Below are 20,100 nucleotides of genomic sequence, written 5' to 3' on the forward strand. Positions count from 1 at the left end.
TTACCACCCCGGCTCGCTGCGGTGGTGCCCTTGCCGATCAACACGTCGCCGATCGCCGAAATGGTCCACGGCGCTCCCAACCGCGTCTTTGCCTGCAAAATCCGGGCGGGTTGGTGTGTCGGATGAACGCCGGTGCCGTCAAGCGGGCGAAGGTGGCGCGCGGGGTCTAAGCCTCCGCGAGTGCCTTCAGGCCGCCGTAGTGGAGTGGTGCGACCGCCTCGATCATCTCGAGCAGGTAGATCGTGTTCTTCTGGGTTTCCGCCACGAGGGCTGGGTCGAACGACTTGCCGGTGTGGTGCGAGAGGTCATTGGCGAACTTGTAGATCGCCGTCTTCTTGTGCGGGTCGAAGTCGGTCTCCTCGAGCTTCCGGTGCAGGCTCCGGTTGGAGGGCACGTGGAAGTCGAGGAACGTCTCAAGCACCTTACGGGCTATGTTCGGGACGTGGTAGCAGCCGAGGATCGTCCCGTCCGACTTGAAGGTGTGCAGCACCTTGAACAGGTAGTGGTATTCGGTCGCGTGATCGATGAGTAACCGGTCGAGCGGCGCGAGGCGTGCGGAACGGCCTTCCTCCGTTTCGGAGCAGAGGACCATCGTGAAGGTCTTCTCCGCTCTGGGTCCTGGAATGTTCTGAAGCCAGTTGATGACTAGTCTGAGAAACTCGAAGTTATGGGTGAGGATGAAGAGTTGCTTGGCACCCTGCGTCCTGTTCTTCAGGAACGAGAAGGCTTGGTAGATCGCCGAGGCGTCGAGGCTTGAGATCGGGTCGTCGATGACCACCACTCCCTCCGACATGTCGAAGTCGCGGTCCGTCAGCTGCACTAGGAAGTATAGGAACGCGATCGCGGTCTTCTCACCCTCGCTGAGGCGCCTCGCCGGCCTGCCTCGTCGCATGACATGGTAGCCGTCCACGCCTGAGTCGAACCGTAGATCGGTCCTGCCCAGGAATTGACAAAGATCCCTCGTCAGGTTCTCTCCGCCCTTGTGCTCGTTCGAGACCTGAGCCTGCTTCGCCGCGATGGAGGCGTTCAGCGCCGCGATGCCGCGCACGTCCGGCAGGCCCTCGCCACCGTTCCGCAGCAGGGCGATCTCGACCGTGGCGGCGACTATCCGCTCGGCCAGCTCATCAGCCTGCCCCTTGATTGAACGCAGGTAATGTGCCTCGATCGCGTCACGCGACGTACTGCGTGCGCTGTCGAAGCCGGCGGTTTTCTCATTATGGCGCTCGATGATCGCGTTTAGGTTCGTGAAGGACTGCGCCAGCCTGGCCGTATCACTGGACGCCGTGGCCTCGTATGATCGGGTGCGGTTGGCCAACTTGCTCGTGAGCGTGGCGTCAACCTCGCCCAGCCGGGCCTTGAGCTCTATGAGCGCGGCGTCGAGTTCTTTGGTTGCTGCGTCGTAGCTGTCACGGAGTTCGGAATAAAGGGCGAGGCGGTCCGGCGCGATGATCCGGTTCAGGCCCTCGATTGCCGCTGACAACCGGTCGCGCTCGCGCTCGATGCGCGCCTTCAGTCGTTGGTCCTCCGCGCTGAAGTGGTCCGCCAAAGCTGCGAGCCGTTCAGCAGGCATCGGTCGCGCGCAGAATTCGCAGGTCTCCGAGGAATGCCGGCCGTGCAGGGATATGCCTTGCTCGACCCAGCTTGCGATGTCGGGCTTCCCCAACAGGCGTTCCAGGACATTCGACTGCGCGGACTCGGCCGCCAGGTCGCACGCGCGCAGCGCAGTGCCTCGCGCTACGGCGATGGCGCTCTCTGGTTCGTCAACGCCGATCCGGACGCTCGGCTCTTGGATTTGGACGATCGACGGCATCATGTCCTGGTGGACGGTGGTGTGGTGGAGGGCGAGTTCTTCGTCGGACAGCTGCTCGCCCCCGGTAAGATTCCGGAACGCGCCCTCCGCGTCAGGCTTGCGGTAGCTGCGCAGGGTCGCCCCGCTCGTCGCCTCGCCGATCGTCTTCGCGATGCCCGAGAACAAGCGCCCACGCTCCGTCTCCAGCTTGGCGACCGATGCGTCCAACTCCGCGATGCGCCGGAGGCGGGCGTCTCGTGTGTCGATCTCTGACTTGATCTCCGCCGCGACCAGCTTGTTCTCCTCACCCAAAATGAGGATGTGACGCAGCGGCCCGTCCAAACCGCCGATGTTCGCCTCGATGAAGTCGCTGTTGAACGCCCGCACCTTGCGCCCATACCGGGTTCCGCGCGCCAACGCGCCCGACTGGGTCTCGATTGTGAACTCTAGGTCAGGGTGATCCGCGTGCTCGCCCTCCTCGAGGCAGGCGAGCAGACGCGAGAGCGTCGTCTTGCCCGAGCCGTTCTCGCCATAGATCAGGTTGTATCGGTTCAGGTCGGGGACCTCAGGGCTGCGCGAATAGTCACCGAAGACCCCGAGGTTCTTGATCCTTCGTATCTGTGTGAGCACCGGCCCGCCTCCCCGAGCTTTGATTAGCATGGCGGATGTCAGACAAACAGAGCGCGATGTCCGATCGTCGACGCGCTTCCACCGACAGCCCGCCTCGCAGCTGGCGCCATGCAGGTTGCGGGGCTCGCGGCTCCTGCTGATCGGTTCCGACAAGAAGTAGGAGAGCAACTTTCAGCTGACCGCAGGCATCGACCTAGACTTGGGCGAGGCCATCGCGCAGGGAAGGTTTCGCGATGGCCCCTAAGCTTACTTAAAAAGAGGGCGTCGATGCTGCTAGTTTAGTTATACCGTGATCAACAGCGCTTCGGGCACAGGATATTTCCAGTCGTTGTACTTGCGCGCGATGATACGCATGAAAGCAGAGATTTCTGGTGAAAAATCGCCGACACGGTGGCTCATAATGATAGGTGAATGGGCGGGTTCTAGTAGCTCTAGGTAACGAACGTCGTCCGGGCGTGCTCGCTTTACGGATTCTGGAATGATGGCGACTCCCTCCTCCGCCGCCACTAAGCCAATCGCAATCTGCAATTCTCTAGCTTCGTGGATGACGCTGGGCGTGAGACCATTGTCATGAAACAGCGACAGAACTTGATCGGCGTAGCTCGGCCGCGGAGCGCTCGGGTAAAGGATTACTTTTTCGCGAGCGAGTGCCGCCAATGAAATGGGACCGCCGTCTATGCCCAGTGTGCTGGCAAGCGGTACCGCTGCGATTAGGGGTTCTCGTCGCAGGACGGTGCGTCGCACGGCAGGATCCTCAAATCGGATGCGCCCAAAGCCAATATCAATACGGCCTTCCTTTAGAGCAGCGATTTGATCAAGGGTCGTACTCTCCACCAGCGTCAACTCTACATCGGGTAGCTCGGAGCGAAACTCACGTATTAGTGCCGGCAGCCGGGCGTAGATCGTGGATGACACGAACCCAATCGTAAAGCGCCGCTTATCGGTCGCGATCGCGGCCTCCATCATCGCACGCATGTCTTCGACACGCCGCAGAATTTGCACGGCCTGATCGTGGAAGAAGTGCCCCATGGGCGTCAGGGAAAGCGGCCTGCTCGTACGATCGATCAATTCTGCACCGATCTCGGCTTCCAATTGCTGGATTGACCGGCTGAGGGGCGGCTGCGCCATGTGCAGCCGCTCTGCCGCCTTATTGAAATTCCGTTCGGCCGCGACGGTCACAAAATAGCGAAACTGACGAAGATCCATCGCTTGAATACCCTGTGAGTATCGTGAGCAAACCACATTGATCTTTGCGCGTCCAGCCCCTCCGACGTACCTATGCTGGGATAACGTAGAGCTGAGGATGTGGAGAGGTCATGGTCACGATCGCAGAGATCGATACCTTCATCGTCGATATTCCGACGATACGTCCGCATGTCCTAGCGATGGCGACGATGCATCACCAGTCGATCGTACTGGTGCGAATGCGCGACTCCGACGGTTTAGAAGGTATCGGTGAAGGCACGACGATCGGCGGCCTCAGCTACGGTGAGGAGAGCCCTGAAGGTATAAAACTCGCCATCGACAGCTACATCGCTCCTGTGCTCAGGACCTGCGACCCGACTAGAGTCGGCGCCGCCATGGCCAAGGTGACGCAAAGCGTTTTCGGCAACCATATCGCTAAGTGTGCGGTGGAGACGGCGCTTTTAGATTTGGCAGGCAAGCGCCTGGGAGTACCGGTGTCCGAGCTGATCGGTGGGGGACGCGTCCGCGACAGTCTTCCGGTTGCGTGGACGCTGGCGAGCGGTGACACCGCGCGCGACATCGAGGAAGCGGAGCGCGTTCTCGATCTTCGCCGGCATAACATCTTCAAGCTCAAGATCGGCAAGCGATCGGTCCGCGACGACGTCTCGCATGTCGCTGCCATCAAAAAGGCGGTTGGTGACCGCGGCAGCGTCCGTGTCGACGTCAACCAGAACTGGGATGAAGCACAGGCCGATCTCGGTATGCGTCTATTGCAAGATGCCGGTGTCGACCTCGTCGAGCAACCAGTCGCAAGGCATGCGCACGCATCGATGGCGCGGCTGTCGGCTAAGCACATCGTGCCGCTGATGGCGGACGAGGCGCTACATGGTCCCTGTGACGCCTTCGCTATTGCCGCCTGCTCGGGCGCCCGCATCTTCGCGGTGAAGATCGCGCAATCGGGTGGTCTGCTACCCGCACATGCTGTCGCGACGATTGCCCATGCCGGCGGTGTTGGCCTCTACGGCGGGACGATGCTTGAAGGCGGTGTCGGGACAGCGGCGTCGGCCCATCTGTGTGCAACCCTTCCGACGCTCGCATGGGGCACAGAGCTGTTCGGTCCGTTGCTGCTTACCCAGGACATACTGGCAGAACCGCTTCGCTACGCCGACTTCGAGCTCGCGGTCCCGACCGGTCCCGGCCTCGGTGTGGCGCTCGATGAGGACCGCGTGGCTTTCCATCGTCGAGACCGCACCGCACCCACACTCCACGTCGTTGCAGAGAGGGCCTGACGACCATGTTGTTCCAGGTAGAGATGGACGTGAACATACCGATCGGCTTCGACGCCGAAGAAGGCGCCCGCCTCAAAGCTGCCGAAAAGGCGCGGTTCCAGGATCTCCAGCGTGCGGGCACATGGCGGCACATCTGGCGGGTCGTAGGCCAATACGCGAATGTCAGCATCTTCGATGTCGCTTCGAATGCCGAACTGCATGACATTCTAATGAGCCTGCCGCTCTACCCTTTCATGACGATGCGGGTCACTGCCCTGTGCCGCCACCCGTCATCGCTCCACGACGACGACCGCTGAAGCAGCCGCAACTGATAGACCGCCCAAGGCGGCGACCAGATAGAATTCCAGGAGAGACCCCCATGGACGTTTCCTTCGTACAGACCCCCGCAATCCAGGACCTGCTCGACCGCGTTGCCGGTACAGCGTCAACCGACGGCAATCCTCGGGTGAAGGCCATCATGCGCGATCTCGTCGAAGCAACCATGACGATCATCGTCCGTCACGATATCAGTGAGAACGAGGTCTGGAGTGCGGTCAACTATCTGCAATCGGCTGCCGGAGAATTTGGCCTCCTCATGCCCGGTACGGGCATCGAGCATTTCCTCGACCTGTACATGGACGCCAAGGATGCGGAGGCGGGCAAGACCGGCGGCACACCGCGTACGATCGAAGGCCCCCTTTACGTCGAAGGCGCTCCGCTAGTCGAGAACGACGCCAATCTGACGGATGACCCGGATGAGACGACCACCCTCTACATGACAGGTCAGATCACGGGACCTGACGGGGAGGCGGTGAAGAATGCCATACTTCACGTCTGGCACGCGGACTCGCGTGGGTTCTACTCGCACTTCGATCCGACCCACGAACAGACGCCCTTCAATAACCGCCGGCGGATCAAGCTCGGCGACGATGGGCGCTACTCGTTCCATTCCAAGATGCCGAACGGCTATAGCGTCCCGCCGGGTGGTGCGTCAGATCAGCTGATGAAGGTCTTGGGTCGACACGGCAATCGCCCTGCCCACGTTCACTTCTTCATCGAGGCTCCCGGCTACAGGCAGCTGACGACACAAATCAACTTCGGTGACGATCCTTTCGCCGCGGACGACTTCGCCTTCGGCACCCGCGAAGGCCTGCTGCCCGTGCCGAACCGGCAGGGCGACAGCGCTCACATCGCTTTCGATTTCCAGCTGCAGCGCGCTGAGGTGGCAGACGACGAGGCCTTCTCAAACCGCGCCCGGCTCGCCGTCGCCTGACATTCGTCGCAAAGGAGAAGCACCATGACCGACCTTCGCGCAAATATCCGCGAACGCCTCGAAACCGCGGTCGTTGACGATCCCGCCACGGGCGCATTCCGCTGCCGACGCGACGTATTCACCGATCCGGCCCTGTTCGACCTCGAGATGAAGCACATCTTCGAGGGGAACTGGGTCTATCTCGCCCACGAGAGCCAGATACCGGAGAACAACGACTATTTCACGACCTTCATCGGCCGTCAGCCGATCATCATCACGCGCGACAAAACTGGCCAGCTCAACGCGGTCATCAATGCCTGCGCGCACCGGGGCGCGATGCTCTGCCGCAAGAAGCATGGCAACAAGGGCAGCTTCACCTGCCAGTTCCATGGTTGGACGTTCAGCAACGCGGGCAAGCTTCTCAAGGTTAAGGACGGCAAGACGGGAGACTACCCCGAGGCGTTCAACACTGAGGGTTCGCACGATCTGACCAAGGTAGCGCGTTTCGAGAACTACCGCGGTTTCCTGTTTGGCAGCATCAACCCCGACGTGCAGTCGTTGGAGGATTGGCTTGGCTCGACCCGCGTGATCATCGACCAGATGGTCGACCAGGCGCCAGAAGGGCTGGAGGTGCTTCGCGGGAACTCATCCTACGTCTACGACGGCAACTGGAAGCTTCAGATGGAGAATGGCGCGGACGGCTATCACGTCAGCGCAGTCCACTGGAATTACTCGGCAACGACCGGCCGGCGCAAGGAGGAGGCCACCAAGGCAGTCGACCCCGATGGTTGGTCGAAGAGCGTTGGCGGCGTCTACGGCTTCGACAACGGCCACATTCTGTTGTGGACACGGCTCCTCAACCCTGAGGTTCGCCCCGTATACGCACACCGCGAGGAGCTGGCGGAGCGACTGGGCGAGGAGCGTGCCAAGCCGATCGTCGATCAGACGCGCAACCTGTGCCTCTACCCCAATGTGTATCTGATGGACCAGTTCTCGACGCAGATCCGGGTCATCCGTCCGGTGAGCGTGGATAAGACCGAGGTCACGATCTACTGCTTCGCGCCGAAAGGCGAGGCGGACGCCGAAAGGGCGCTTCGCATCCGTCAGTACGAGGACTTCTTCAACGTCAGTGGGATGGGCACGCCTGACGATCTGGAGGAGTTCCGCTCCTGCCAGACCGCCTACGAAGGCGCAGGCGATTTGTGGAATGATCTGAGCCGCGGCGCTACGCACTGGATCGCGGGTCCTGATGAGAACGCCACGGCGATGGGTCTAGAGCCTACGCTCAGCGGCAATCGCAGCGAGGATGAGGGTCTGTTCGTGCGGCAGCACGAATATTGGGCGCAGACGTTGATCGCGGCCCTCGACAAGGACGATGGTGGCGACGGCGGCAGCACTGTCCGGCAGGTCGACCGTTTGCGGGTGGCAGCATGACACTCGCTTATGACCGGGTTGCCGCGTTCCTCTTTCGGGAGGCGCGGCTGCTCGACGATCGGCAGTGGGATGAATGGCTGACCTGCTACGCGCCCAACGCAGTGTTCTGGATGCCGGCTTGGGACGACGACGACAAACTGGTCGAAGACCCTCAGCGTGAGATTTCGCTGATCTACTATCCCAATCGGGATGGGCTGGAAGATCGCGTCTTCCGCATCAAGACCGAGCGATCGGGAGCAAGTATGCCCGAGCCACGTACGAACCATGCCGTCACAAACATTGAGGTGACGAGCGAGACAGACGGTGTGCTTGAGGTACGGTTCAACTGGCATACGCTCAGTCACCGCTACAAGGAGACGCTGAGCTTCTTCGGGACATCCTATTACACCATCGACGCGACTGGTGATCAGCCGGTCATTACCAACAAGAAGGTCGTGCTCAAGAACGACTACATCCGCCAGGTGATCGACATTTATCACATCTGACGCCGGGCTCGAGAGGATCACATGGGCTACCGTATCGCACTCAACTTCGAGGACGGCGCTACGCGCTTCATCGACTGCAACGCAGGCGAGAAGGTGCTCGACGCCGCGTTCCGCCAGAAGATCAACCTGCCGATGGACTGTTCGGACGGCGTATGCGGCACATGCAAGTGCCGCTGCGAGCAGGGCAGCTACGAGCTTGGCGACGAGTACATCGAAGAAGCGCTGACCGAGGACGAGGCGGAAGAAGGCATGGTCCTGACCTGCCAGATGCAGGTCTCGTCCGATTGCGTGATCGCAGTGCCGGTGCCGTCGTCGGCGTGCAAGGTGAAGCCCGCCATACATGGCGGCGAAGTTGCCAGCGTGGAGATGGTCTCCGACAGCACGATCATCCTCACGCTGCGGGTGGACGATCCCGCCGCTCTAGGCTTCCTCCCGGGCCAGTACGTGAACCTGATGGTTCCGGACACTGGGCAACACCGCTCCTATTCGTTCAGCTCCAAACCTGGCGCGGCGGAAGCCAGCTTCCTTATCCGCAACATTCCGGGCGGCCTGATGAGCAGCTGGCTTAGCGAGAAGGCGCAGCCCGGCGCTCGGATGAGCTTTGTCGGACCGCAGGGCAGCTTCTTTCTGCGAAACGTCGATCGCCCGACAATACTCCTCGCCGGTGGCACCGGCCTAGCGCCGATCCTGTCGATGTTGGAGGTCCTTGCTGATCAGGGCACCGAGCAGCCGCTTCACCTGATCTATGGCGTGACCAAAGATGGCGACATGGTCGAGATGGAGCGCATCGACGCTTTGGCCGCCCGCCTGCCGACGCTGACCTCTGCGGTATGCGTCGCCGATCCGGAGAGCGGACATCCCCTCAAGGGTTATGTCACCGAGCATCTTTCGGACGACCACCTCAACGCCGGTGACTGTGACATCTACCTGTGTGGACCGCCGCCCATGGTCGAGGCTGTACGCACCTTTCTGCGGGACAAGGGCGTTGAGCCAAAGCACTTCCACTACGAAAAATTCGCGCCCAGCGAGAGTTCGGTAAAGGCTGCGGCATGATCTTTGCCGACCGGTTCCGTGGCAAGACGATGGTCGTGACGGGCGCGGCGCAGGGCATCGGCCGCGGCGTTGCGCTACGTGCGGCCGCTGAAGGTGCGGCCGTCATGCTTGTCGATCGCGCCGACTTTGTCGCCGATGTCGCACATGAAGCAGGCAGGGCCGCGCGCGCCTTTGTTTGCGATCTCGAGACGAGCGAGGGTGCCGTATCGGCGATGCGCGCGGCCGAAACCGAGTTCGGCCGCGTCGACATCCTCGTCAACAATGTAGGCGGCGCGATCCGTATGCGACCGTTCGCCGAGTTTGAGCCGCAGCAGATAGAGGCCGAAATCCGGCGATCGCTCATGCCAACGCTCTGGAGCTGCCACGCCGTCCTGCCAATCATGCTCCACCAGGGAGTGGGTACGATCGTCAACGTCTCGTCCAACGCGACGCGTGGCATCCGACGGGTACCCTATTCGGCGGCCAAGGGCGGCATCAACGCAATGACCCAAAGCTTGGCGATGGAATACGGTGACCGCGGCATCCGGGTCGTTGCTACGGCGCCGGGCGGAACGCAGGCCCCGCCCCGCATGGTGCCGCGCAATCCCGACGGGGACGACGCACGTGAGCAGGCCTGGATGGCTGAGGCGGTCGAGCAGGTCACGACGTCCACGTTCCTCGGACGGTACGCGACGCTCGATGAGCAGATCGCGCCGATCCTCTTCCTCGCCTCGGACGAGGCATCGTACATCACCGGCTCCATCCTGCCCGTCGCGGGCGGTGACCTGGGCTGATCGGAGCGACATGAAGAACAAGGTCTACGACAATCCGGCGGCGGCCCTCGACGGGCTGCTTTTCGACGGCATGACGATCATGTCGGGCGGCTTCGGCCTGTCCGGCAATCCCGAAAGCCTGATCCCGGAAATTCGCGCAAGCGGGGTGAAGGGGCTGACCGTCATCTCCAACAACGCCGGCGCCGACGGCTTCGGCCTCTGGATGCTGCTGGAGACCCGACAGATCGCGAAGATGATCTCGTCGTACGTGGGCGAAAACAAGCTTTTCGAGCAGCAGTACCTCTCGGGCGAGCTTGACCTTGAACTTACGCCGCAAGGAACCTTGGCTGAGCGCATTCGTGCGGGCGGTGCGGGCATCCCGGCATTCTACACCAAAACGGGCGTCGGCACCGTCGTGGCGGAGGGCAAGCCCGTCGAGAACTTCGACGGAGAGGAGTACGTCCGCGAGACCTGGCTGCGATCCGACCTGTCGATCGTAAAGGCCTGGCGGGCGGACCCGGCGGGCAACCTCATGTTCCGCAAGACCGCGCGCAACTTCAACCCGAACATGGCGACAGCGGGTCGGGTCACTGTGGCGGAGGTCGAGGAGATCGTGGAAGCGGGCAGCTTCGACCCCGATTGCATCCACACGCCCGGCATCTTTGTCGACCGGGTCGTCCTGTCGACCATCAACGAGAAGCGGATCGAGAAGCTGACGGTTCGCGAGAAGGAGGACGCGTGATGGCCGGCGATACGAAGGGCTGGACCCGCGAACAGATGGCGGCGAGGGCCGCTCGCGAGCTGCAAGACGGGTTCTATGTCAATCTCGGCATCGGCATACCGACGCTGGTAGCCAACTACGTTCCTGAAGGTCTTGACGTGACGCTTCAGTCAGAAAACGGAATGCTCGGAATTGGCCCATTTCCTACGCGTGATGCGGTCGATCCTGATCTCATCAACGCCGGCAAGCAGACGATTACAGCGCTGCCCACGTCCAGCTTCTTCTCGTCGGCGGACAGCTTTGCGATGATCCGCGGCGGGCACATCGACATGGCCGTTCTCGGCGCGATGGAGGTCAGCGAGACTGGTGACATCGCGAACTGGACCATCCCGGGCAAGATGGTGAAAGGCATGGGCGGCGCGATGGATCTCGTCGCCGGCGTCAAGCGTGTTGTGGTCGTCATGGATCACGCCAACAAGGCAGGCGTATCTAAGATACTGCCGGCCTGCACCTTGCCGCTCACCGGCAAGGCGTGCGTTGATCTGATCATCACGGACCTGGCCGTTCTCGCATGCGACAAGCCTGGATTACGCCTGATCGAGCTGGCCCCAGGCATCACCGTGGACGAGGTGCGGGCGAAGACTGATGCATCATTCACAGACGAAACCGCGTTAGAGCGCGCTGCCTGATGCCTTTCATCCGATCGCAAGGCGCTGACATCTACTGGAAGGTCGAAGGCGACACCGCTGCTCCGTCGCTGGTGCTGCTGAATTCCATTGGGACCGACATGGACCTGTGGGACGCGGCAATTCCCGCGCTTAGGCATCGGTTCTCGCTTTTGCGCATCGACACCCGTGGTCACGGCGCATCCGATGCCCCGGCAGGAGACTATGAGCTGTCGATGCTCGCAGGCGACGTGGCAGCGGCTATGGATGCAGCTGACGTTGAAGCCGCATTGGTGGCGGGCGTGTCCCTGGGCGGCATGATCGCCATGCAGCTTGCAATGGACGCGCCGGAAAGAGTTACCGGCTTGGCGCTCATATGCACCTCGGCAACGATGGATCGATCCGCCTGGACGGCTCGGGTCGAGAAGGTGCGGGAGGAAGGCGTAGCTGGGATCGCTGACCTTGCCATGTCGCGGTTTCTATCGCCAAGCTTTGTGCAAGCCAGGCCCGAGATCGCCGCCAGCGTACGACGTGGCCTGCTCTGTATGGAGCCGGCAGGCTATGCCGGGTGCGCGGCTGCTATCCGTGACATGGACATCGCTGATCGCTTGCAAACAATCTCCGTTCCAACGCTCGTCGTCTCGGGGGACCGCGATACCTCGACACCGTTCGTCGGTCATGGCGAGCACCTGATCGAACGCATCTCGGGTGCTCAACATGTCATGCTCGATGCTGCTCACCTTGCTCCGCTTGACGCACCAAACGCCCTTGCCGACGCCATTATCGACGCCTTCGTCTGAGGTCCCATGCCTGACGCCTTCATCTGCGACGCCATCCGTACCCCCATCGGCAAGCTCAATGGCGGCCTGTCATCGATCCGCGCCGACGACCTCGCGGCCATCCCCATCCGCGAGCTCGCCGCACGCAACGCAGGCGTAGACTGGGAAACCGTTGACGACACGATCCTTGGTTGTGCCAACCAAGCGGGAGAGGACAATCGCAACGTCGCGCGCATGGCCGTGCTTTTGGCCGGGTTGCCTGAAGCCGTGCCAGGTACAACCGTCAATCGCCTCTGCGGCTCAGGCCTAAACGCTGTCGGCATCGCGGCGCAGGCGATACGCTGCGGGGATGCACAGTTCATAATCGCCGGCGGTGTCGAGAGCATGAGCAGGGCACCGTACGTGCTCGGCAAGGCTAATTCAGCCTTTGACCGCTCTCAGAAGATTGAGGACACGACGCTGGGATGGCGCTTCGTCAATCCCGCGATGCGTCACGCCTATGGCGTCGACTCCATGCCCGAAACCGGCGAGAACGTCGCTGACGTGTGGCGCGTATCACGCGAAGATCAGGACCGCTTCGCCCTCGCCAGCCAGGAGAAGGCCGCAGCAGCTATCGCTAGTGGTCGTGTGGCGGCTGAAATCGTGTCGGTCAGCGTTCCTCAGCGAAAGGGCGATCCGATCGATTTCTCACAGGATGAGCATCCGCGCGCGTCAAGCCTGGGCGCTCTTGCCAAGCTGAAGCCGGTGGTACGCCACGACGGTACGGTGACGGCGGGGAACGCCTCCGGGCTAAATGACGGCGCAGCAGCTATGCTCGTCGCCTCCGAAGACGCCGCATCACGTAACGGGCTTCGTCCTCGCGCACGTGTGCTTGGCATGGCAGCAGCTGGCATCGCGCCAAGGATCATGGGCGTCGGTCCGATCGAGGCGGCGCGCAAGCTGAGCAGGAATACCGGGATTAGCCTTGATCGGCTCGACGTGATCGAGCTGAATGAGGCATTCGCCAGTCAGGCCATCGCTACGTTGCGTGATCTTGGCATCGCGCAGGATGATCCGCGCGTAAATCGGAACGGAGGGGCTATTGCGTACGGCCATCCGCTCGGCATGTCGGGTGCGCGGATTACGATGACGGCCGTTGAGGAGCTGCATCGCACCGGTGGTCGCTACGCCATGGCATTCATGTGCATCGGCGTCGGCCAGGGGATCGCGCTCATGCTGGAGCGTGTCTGAGACGTCACCGATTTTGCAGGGGAGTAGGTCTATGGCAGGCACCGTGGTCAACGACATTGTCGACGAGGCCACGTTCGGCCGCTTCCACTGGACAATCGTCGTCCTCTGCGGCCTGCTCCTCATCGTCGATGGCTACGACGTCTTCATCTATGGCGCGATCCTGCCCCAGCTGATGGAACAGTGGGACCTCACCCCACCCCAGGCGGGCTCGCTCGCAAGCTGGGCGCTGTTCGGCATGATGATCGGCGCGCTAACCTTCGGATCGCTGGGCGACCGGATCGGGCGCAAGCGCTGCATCGCCATCTGCTTCTCCATCTTCAGCGTGTCGACGATCGTCAACGGCTTCGTCGGGAACACAACGGAGTTCGGGGTCATGCGCTTCCTGGCGGGACTAGGATGCGGTGGGCTCATGCCCAACGCCGTGGCGCTGACGAATGAATATGCACCGAAACGCCTGCGAACGACGCTCGTGGCGCTGATGTTCAGTGGCTACGCAGTCGGCGGCATGGTAGCCGCCGGGCTCGGCATCTGGCTGCTGCCGACGTTTGGTTGGCGTGCCATGTTCTTCGCTGCCGCGGTGCCTCTTTGTCTGCTCCCGATCGTGCTCTGGAAGCTACCTGAGTCGCTCGCCGTTCTGATACGTCGGGGGGACGAGGGACGTGCGAGTGCCATTCTGACGAAGATCGCACCCGGCCGCACGGTCCCGGGCGGCCAACTGGTCCTGCGGGACGCTAAAGCGGGCTCATCCTCCATCGCCGCGCTGTTTCACGATGGCCGGGCGGGTGGAACGCTGGCGCTGTGGACATGCTTCTTCTGCTGCCTGCTGATGGTGTACGCGCTCGGCTCCTGGCTGCCGCAGCTGATGCGCACCGCCGGCTACGGGCTCGGCTCGAGCCTGTCGTTTCTTCTTGCCCTCAACTTCGGCGGTATGTTCGGCGCCATCGGCGGCGGGCGGCTTGCCGACCGTTACGGACTGGTGCGCGTTGTGGTCAGTTCCTTCGCGATCGGCGCGACGTGTATCGCGCTGCTCGGCGCGAAGAGCCCGACGGCCGTCCTCTACCTGCTGATATTCGTCGCGGGAGCAGGCACGACGGGCACGCAGATCCTCCTCTACGCGACCGTGGCGGACTTCTACGGCGCTTCTATCAAGACGACGGGGCTCGGCTGGGCCTCGGGAGTCGGTCGGGTCGGAGCGATCGTCGGGCCGCTGCTGGGCGGACTGCTGCTCGCTGCCAAGCTGCCGATGGCGTTGAACTTCGTCGCTTTCGCGGTGCCGGGGCTGATCTCGGTCGCGGCGATGATGCTCTTCGCTCGGCGGTACAGGTCGCACGTTCCGGACGAGCTGCCGGGGGCCGCGCTACCCGCCTGAGGCCGTCAGCCGTCGGTGCCCGCATCAAGGACGTAGGCTCAGCAGAATCGGTCAGGGTAGGCAAGCCCATCGCCTGCCCGTGCGATCAGCGCATACTTCCCGGCTGTCTCACTGCAGGCTCCCTGTTACGAAGAACCGGCGGGCGCTCAAAGGCGGTACTCGATCGATAAATGGCTGGCAGCCTTCGGGACCGTACGGAGCAGGCTCAATGGCAGAATGTGGGAGTACGGACCCCTCATCAGAACATGCCGTTCGGGTTTTCAAAGTGGTCGGGGATAATTTGAAGCACATCCGGCGTCACCTCAAGGTTTGTGCGCCAGACAACGATTTGGCAGACATAATGCGAACATCGGCTAATTAGCGAGCTTGAGGCGCGACATGGGATCGTTGAGCTGGCGGAATTCACCGCCAGGCGGACGCTCCGCCTGCCCTCAAAGGCAGCCGCCGGGCAGGCTACGCCGCGGGGTACGATGCTACTGACATGGCCAAGCCTTCGCTAACGAGCGTTCAGCTCCGGCCACCATATGAACACTCATAAAATAGCTATTCTGCTCCGCCCAGCGTAAATATGCCGCGCGCAGCGCCGATCGGTCATAGCGTGGAGCGCGGCATTCCGCTTTTCGCGCGACGATCATCATGTCGAGCACGCCTTGGAGGTAAGCGCCGCATCGCGGCTCATTCGCTTGACAGCTTACGAACAACGCCGAGCCCGTCGCCGACGCGGGTTCGGTTTGGCCGATCGCACTATCAGGCAGGGCGGCCAAAGCGGCGCATAACAATATCCATCGCCTTGGCCGCATTTTCGTCTCCTATTCCGCAGTATCATTTCGGAAGGGGCGCACGGCCCTCGACGGCCGGCGCCCCGTGCTGATCCATCATTCGCGGCCGAGCACCTGGCCTTCGGGCGTGACGAACAGTTCGATCGTCTTTCCGTCGCTGTTCTTGCCCTTGATTTCATAGAGCGTGCTTCCGTCCGCCTTTCGGGTGACTTGCTCCGCTTTGCTTATTGACGCGAGTTGCGCGCGTGCCGCGTTCATCGCGGCCTCGGGCACCTGAGCAAGCGGGATGTCTCGTTCGCTGTGCTTGCCGATTATCCGGTTTTCGTTCGCCTCGTGGTTTTGCGCGATCGCCACGCCCGCGATCGCCAGCGCGGCCGCGCCCACGCCTGCGACAACAGTGAGAGTTCGTTTGCTAGCCATGTTCCATTCCACTTCCTGCATAAGGGCCGTGGGGTCGGGCGGGCGGCGGTTACGGCCCAATGAGCCGTCGTCCGAGTTCAACTCCTCTGATTGTTCATCCTGTCGAGCGCCGCGCGCAGCCCACGGGCGAGCTTGGCTGCGTCGTCGTTGGCCCAGAAGTGCATGAAGAACAGCCGCGGCTCGTCGTTTAGCATATGATTATGCAGCGCCGTGACCTCGATCCCGTTCGTCCGCAGCACGCGCAGGACCGGATCGACCTCGTTTGCGACAAGTACGAAATCGCCGGTGATGGCGGCTCGGCCGTCCCCGGTTGGCTGAAAGTTGATCGCGGTCGCCGTGCCCATCGTCGGCGGAGTCTCCATATCGCCGTCCATCAGCCGCTCGGCGCGCGGAAAGCTGTATTGGAGGATGCCACCGGCCGTCTTGCCCTCACCGCCCATCAACCGGTTGAGCGCGGCCACATCGAGGTCGAGCCGCGATGCGGCTGCGCTGGCCGAAGGCGATTGCGGCGCGGCGAGCGGGGTCCGACTGGCTGATAGCGCTTGCCGGAGCGCGGCCGCGAGCTTCACCGGGTCGCCGTGGCCGGCAATGTGCATGTACATGGTCGCAGGCGAAGAGCGGAGCAGGTGATTGTGGAGCGCGGTGATCGTAAAACCGCTTGCGAGCAGGCGGCTCAAAACGGGGTTCACCTCGTCGTGGGTCAGCACGAGATCGCCCATCACCATCGCCTCGTCGCCCATCGGCTGAAACGCCGCCCAAGAGCCGAGCGCGAGGGAGGGCTTGATCGTCACCCCATCCAGCGTGACGCTCAGGTCCGAACGCGGGAAGCTGTAGCGGTGAACGCCCCCCGGCTGTTCGGCCCCCGCTCGTCCTATCGCCCGGTCGACAGCCGACCAGTCCGGCGCTGCCCATGCCGGGCTTGCCAGCAGGAGGCTGGCGAATCCCAAGGCGATGGTCTTTTTCAGCATAATTGATCCTTCATCAGCGCACTCGACACGGAAAGCCTCACGTCATGCGAGCGCGCCGCCGGCGAGCCGCGACATTGCGCTCCGGTTTCTTTCTTCGGGATAAGCAGTCCTATGTTCATGAGGCTTGTGATGCAACCCTTACACTTGTAGGCTAGTGACGATACAACTATGACAAACACACAAGCTTCCCCTTGGTTGCTCCTGATCCCGCAGCTTCCGGCTAAGCCTGCCTATTTGCGGGTGAAGGTCTGGCGGCGTTTGCAGGCGATCGGGGCCGCGCCGCTCAAGAACGCCGTCCATGCGCTCCCCAATCGCGAGGACACGCGCGCGCTGTTCGAAGAACTGCATCGCGAGATCACCGAAAATGGCGGCGAGGCGCTGATCCTCGAAGCGCGCCTTGTCGGCGGCATGGGCGATGCGGAGCTGCGCGGAGTGTTCGACGCTGCGCGTGACGCCGACTATGAGGAGTTGGCACGCGAGGCGCGCGCGCTGTGTGAGGGCGAGTATGTCGCGGCGGCGGATGTGGGCCGCCTGCGCAAACGCCTGAACGAGGTCGCCGCGATCGACTTTTTCGGTGCGCATGGTCGGCAGGCGGCACAGGCCGCCATCACCGAGGCGGACCGCCGCTCTCACCAACATCCCGATGTGAGCGGCCCCGGTGCGCCCGAGCTGACCCCGGCGGAGCTAAAGCGCCGCGTTTGGGTGACGCGCCGCCATGTCCATGTCGATCGCATCGCGTCCGCCTGGCTCATTCGCCGCTTCATCGACCCCGAGGCGAGCTTCAAGTTCGTCGAGGGCAAAGGATATGTGCCGGAGCCTGACGAACTGAGGTTCGACATGGCGGACGCTGAGTTCACCCACGAAGGCGACCGCTGCTCCTTCGAGACCTTGGTGTTCCTCACCGGTCTCGAGACCGACCCCGCGCTGCGGGCGCTCGGCGAAATTGTTCACGACCTTGATATTGCCGATGCTCGGTTCGAGCGCCCGGAAACTCCGGGAGTGAGCGCGCTTATCGCCGGCATCTGTGCCGGCACCGACGACGACGAGGAGCGGATCGCGCGCGGATCGACCGCGCTCGACGGATTCTATGCTCACTTCACCCGGCGAAAAGAGGACTAAAGATGGAGGCCAGCGCACGCGCTGAAATCGCAGTCGAGACGCTGCACGAGCACGGCATCAGCTTTGGCGAGGCGGTGCGCGTCTGGATCAGGGTCGCGCTGCTCAGCTTCGGCGGACCGGCGGGCCAGATAGCGGTGATGCATCGCATCCTGGTCGAGGAGAAGCGCTGGATCGGCGAGGAGCGGTTCCTCCACGCGCTCAACTATTGCATGCTGCTGCCCGGCCCTGAAGCGCAACAGCTAGCTGTCTATATTGGCTGGTTGCTCCATAAGACCAAGGGCGGCCTGGTCGCGGGCGCGCTATTCGTGCTGCCCGGCTTCCTCGCGATTTTAGGGCTCAGCTATGTCTATGTGCTGCTCGGCGAAGTGGCGCTGGTCGAGGGATTGTTCTTCGGATTGAAGGCCGCCGTGCTGGCGGTGGTGCTACAGGCGGTGGTCCGGGTGGGTTCGCGTGCCTTGAAGAACAACGTCATGCGCGGTTTTGCCGCGCTGGCGTTCGTCGCGATCTTCGTGCTCGACGTGCCCTTCCCGCTGATCGTGCTTGCCGCCGCGCTGATCGGCTTCTTCGGTGGCCGCGCTGGTTACGCCGCATTCAAGGGCGGCGGCGGACATGGTCCCGCCGGCGCTGAGATAATCCACGACCGCGACACCGCTCTTGGCGAGGGCCTTCCCGACCATGCCCGGCCGAACCTCTCTTGGTCGCTGCGCATCTCCGGCGTCCTGCTGCTGCTCTGGCTCGGGCCGGTCGCAGCGCTGCTGTTCGCGTTCGGCCCCGACGACGTGTTCAGCCGCATCGCCACCTTCTTCAGCCAGATGGCGGTGGTGACCTTCGGCGGCGCCTATGCGGTGCTCGCCTATGTCGCGCAGGAGGCAGTCGAGACCTATGGCTGGCTCCAGCCCGGCGAGATGCTCGACGGGCTCGGCATGGCCGAGACCACGCCCGGGCCGCTGATCATGGTGACGCAGTTCGTCGGCTTCCTCGCGGCCTTCCGCGAAGCGACCGGGCTGCCGCCGCTCGTCGCCGCGACCTTCGGCGCAATCCTCACCACCTGGGTTACCTTCCTGCCATGCTTCCTGTGGATCTTCGCCGGCGCGCCATTCATCGAGCGGCTGCGCGGCAACCGCGCATTGTCGGCCGCGCTTTCGGCGATCACCGCCGCAGTGGTCGGCGTGATCCTCAATCTGGCGGTCTGGTTTGGTATCCACACTCTGTTCGAGCAAGTCCGCGAAGTGCCGTTCGCAGCCGGCACCATCGATCTCCCAGTCCTAACGTCCGTCAACTGGCCGGCGCTGGCGCTCGCGGTGGGTGCGATACTCGCCATGTTCCGGTTCAAGGCCGGCATGCTGCCGGTGCTCGGCGTCTGCTCGGTCCTCGGGGCCGCATATGTAATGATCATCTGAAGGAGTGACGCGTGACGATCGACCATCTTTCCCGACGCAGTGCAATCGCAACTCTTGGCATCGGAGCCGCCGCCATGACTATCAACGAAGCCTCTGCGCAGACGCCGGCCGCAGCGCCGGCGGCTGTCCCCGCCTTTGCCGGAAATCATCAGGTCAAGCCGCTCAGGTTCAATCCCGCCAGGCTTCACGGCCTCTCCGAAAGGCTGATCACATCGCACCACGAGAACAATTATGCGGGCTCGGTCAAGGCCCTGAATATGATCGAGACACGACTTGCCGCCGCGCTCGCTGACACGGACCTGCCGCCGGTGGTCTATGGCGGATTGAAGCGCGAGGAGCTGCACCGCACCGGCTCGGTCGTGCTCCATGAGGTCTATTTCGACGGGCTCGGCGGCAACGGCCAGGCAGCCGGTTCCATCCGCGACGCGCTGGGCGCGGCGTTCGGCTCGTTCGACCGCTGGGAAGCCGACTTCCGCCGTACCGGGATGAGCCTTGCCGGCGGATCGGGCTGGTGCGTGCTCGTCTACAATCTCCACACGCGCTCGCTGCACAACCATTGGGCGTGGGATCATATGCACGGTGCGATTGCCGGCGTGCCGCTGCTCGCGCTCGATATGTACGAGCACAGTTTCCACATGGATTACGGCACCGCCGCCGCCAAATATGTCGACGCCTTCTTCCGCAACATCGACTGGGAAGTGGTCGACCGGCGCTATGCCGCGGCTTTGCGCGGCGGCGGCTGAACCCGACCGCCGTGGCTTAACACCCACTGCTGCGCGACACCTGAGTTCGCGACCACAAA

Annotated in this window: 20 protein-coding genes; 15 read left to right on the forward strand and 5 right to left on the reverse strand. The window is 62.7% G+C overall.

Annotation, left to right across the window (positions count from 1 at the left end; translation table 11 throughout):
* Positions 1–166: 166 nt before the first annotated feature.
* Both GGQ96_RS16575 and GGQ96_RS16580 read right to left on the reverse strand, forming a co-directional pair.
* Positions 167–2,419 (reverse strand): AAA family ATPase, encoded by a 2,253-nt coding sequence (locus GGQ96_RS16575; protein ID WP_066667207.1) that lies wholly within the window; start codon positions 2,417–2,419, stop codon positions 167–169.
* A 282-nt stretch (positions 2,420–2,701) separates the two neighbouring features.
* Entirely contained in the window at positions 2,702–3,625 is a 924-nt protein-coding gene (locus tag GGQ96_RS16580) for a LysR family transcriptional regulator (protein WP_022674945.1), read from the reverse strand.
* A 110-nt stretch (positions 3,626–3,735) separates the two neighbouring features.
* Here GGQ96_RS16580 and GGQ96_RS16585 point away from each other — a divergent pair, with 110 nt between their 5' ends.
* From GGQ96_RS16585 to GGQ96_RS16640, 12 genes are all read left to right on the forward strand, one after another.
* Entirely contained in the window at positions 3,736–4,893 is a 1,158-nt protein-coding gene (locus GGQ96_RS16585) for a muconate/chloromuconate family cycloisomerase (RefSeq protein WP_066667191.1), read from the forward strand.
* Positions 4,894–4,898: 5 nt separating this feature from the next.
* Complete coding sequence (catC, locus tag GGQ96_RS16590) at positions 4,899–5,189, forward strand: muconolactone Delta-isomerase (RefSeq protein WP_022674943.1); 291 nt, start codon at positions 4,899–4,901, stop codon at positions 5,187–5,189.
* Positions 5,190–5,251: 62 nt separating this feature from the next.
* Entirely contained in the window at positions 5,252–6,145 is an 894-nt protein-coding gene (locus GGQ96_RS16595) for a dioxygenase family protein (RefSeq protein WP_022674942.1), read from the forward strand.
* A 24-nt stretch (positions 6,146–6,169) separates the two neighbouring features.
* Positions 6,170–7,558, forward strand: coding sequence for a Rieske 2Fe-2S domain-containing protein (locus tag GGQ96_RS16600; protein ID WP_022674941.1), 1,389 nt, complete (start codon positions 6,170–6,172; stop codon positions 7,556–7,558).
* Complete coding sequence (gene benB / locus GGQ96_RS16605; protein WP_022674940.1) at positions 7,555–8,043, forward strand: benzoate 1,2-dioxygenase small subunit; 489 nt, start codon at positions 7,555–7,557, stop codon at positions 8,041–8,043. The genes GGQ96_RS16600 and benB overlap by 4 nt, the downstream gene beginning before the upstream one ends.
* 21 nt (positions 8,044–8,064) lie before the next feature.
* Positions 8,065–9,096, forward strand: a complete 1,032-nt coding sequence (benC, locus tag GGQ96_RS16610; RefSeq protein WP_022674939.1) for a benzoate 1,2-dioxygenase electron transfer component BenC — start codon at positions 8,065–8,067, stop codon at positions 9,094–9,096.
* Complete coding sequence (gene benD, locus GGQ96_RS16615; protein ID WP_022674938.1) at positions 9,093–9,869, forward strand: benzoate diol dehydrogenase BenD; 777 nt, start codon at positions 9,093–9,095, stop codon at positions 9,867–9,869. The genes benC and benD overlap by 4 nt, the downstream gene beginning before the upstream one ends.
* Positions 9,870–9,879: 10 nt before the next feature.
* Positions 9,880–10,590, forward strand: a complete 711-nt coding sequence (locus tag GGQ96_RS16620) for a CoA transferase subunit A (RefSeq protein WP_022674937.1) — start codon at positions 9,880–9,882, stop codon at positions 10,588–10,590.
* Complete coding sequence (locus GGQ96_RS16625) at positions 10,590–11,258, forward strand: 3-oxoacid CoA-transferase subunit B (protein ID WP_022674936.1); 669 nt, start codon at positions 10,590–10,592, stop codon at positions 11,256–11,258. Before GGQ96_RS16620 ends, GGQ96_RS16625 begins: the two co-directional genes overlap by 1 nt.
* A complete protein-coding gene (gene pcaD, locus GGQ96_RS16630; protein ID WP_066667190.1) occupies positions 11,258–12,034 on the forward strand; it encodes a 3-oxoadipate enol-lactonase in 777 nt (258 codons plus the stop codon). The genes GGQ96_RS16625 and pcaD overlap by 1 nt, the downstream gene beginning before the upstream one ends.
* 6 nt (positions 12,035–12,040) lie before the next feature.
* Positions 12,041–13,243, forward strand: a complete 1,203-nt coding sequence (gene pcaF / locus GGQ96_RS16635) for a 3-oxoadipyl-CoA thiolase (RefSeq protein ID WP_022674934.1) — start codon at positions 12,041–12,043, stop codon at positions 13,241–13,243.
* Positions 13,244–13,274: 31 nt separating this feature from the next.
* Complete coding sequence (locus GGQ96_RS16640) at positions 13,275–14,612, forward strand: MFS transporter (RefSeq protein WP_022674933.1); 1,338 nt, start codon at positions 13,275–13,277, stop codon at positions 14,610–14,612.
* A gap of 473 nt (positions 14,613–15,085) precedes the next feature.
* Here the strand turns inward: GGQ96_RS16640 and GGQ96_RS21865 are convergent, their stop codons facing one another.
* The 3 genes from GGQ96_RS21865 to GGQ96_RS16650 all read right to left on the reverse strand — a co-directional run bounded on the left by GGQ96_RS21865 (position 15,086) and on the right by GGQ96_RS16650 (position 16,779).
* On the reverse strand, positions 15,086–15,412 hold the full coding sequence (locus GGQ96_RS21865) for a Rap1a/Tai family immunity protein (RefSeq protein ID WP_223178489.1): 327 nt from the start codon (positions 15,410–15,412) through the stop codon (positions 15,086–15,088).
* A 75-nt stretch (positions 15,413–15,487) separates the two neighbouring features.
* Positions 15,488–15,811 (reverse strand): PepSY domain-containing protein, encoded by a 324-nt coding sequence (locus GGQ96_RS16645; RefSeq protein ID WP_202408384.1) that lies wholly within the window; start codon positions 15,809–15,811, stop codon positions 15,488–15,490.
* Positions 15,812–15,888: 77 nt separating this feature from the next.
* On the reverse strand, positions 15,889–16,779 hold the full coding sequence (locus tag GGQ96_RS16650; RefSeq protein ID WP_008603797.1) for a DUF1259 domain-containing protein: 891 nt from the start codon (positions 16,777–16,779) through the stop codon (positions 15,889–15,891).
* Between the two features lie 195 nt (positions 16,780–16,974).
* On the opposite strand from GGQ96_RS16650, the gene GGQ96_RS16655 reads away from it, so the two are divergent.
* The 3 genes from GGQ96_RS16655 (at position 16,975) to GGQ96_RS16665 (ending at position 20,041) form a co-directional block, all read left to right on the forward strand.
* Positions 16,975–17,898: a chromate resistance protein ChrB domain-containing protein gene (locus GGQ96_RS16655; RefSeq protein WP_008603798.1), complete on the forward strand. Its 924-nt coding sequence runs from the start codon at positions 16,975–16,977 to the stop codon at positions 17,896–17,898.
* A 2-nt stretch (positions 17,899–17,900) separates the two neighbouring features.
* A complete protein-coding gene (gene chrA / locus GGQ96_RS16660; RefSeq protein ID WP_008603799.1) occupies positions 17,901–19,298 on the forward strand; it encodes a chromate efflux transporter in 1,398 nt (465 codons plus the stop codon).
* 257 nt (positions 19,299–19,555) lie between these two features.
* On the forward strand, positions 19,556–20,041 hold the full coding sequence (locus GGQ96_RS16665; protein ID WP_246360685.1) for a superoxide dismutase: 486 nt from the start codon (positions 19,556–19,558) through the stop codon (positions 20,039–20,041).
* Positions 20,042–20,100 lie beyond the last annotated feature (59 nt).

This window comes from Sphingomonas abaci (genome assembly GCF_014199625.1).
Classification (GTDB): domain Bacteria; phylum Pseudomonadota; class Alphaproteobacteria; order Sphingomonadales; family Sphingomonadaceae; genus Sphingomonas; species Sphingomonas abaci.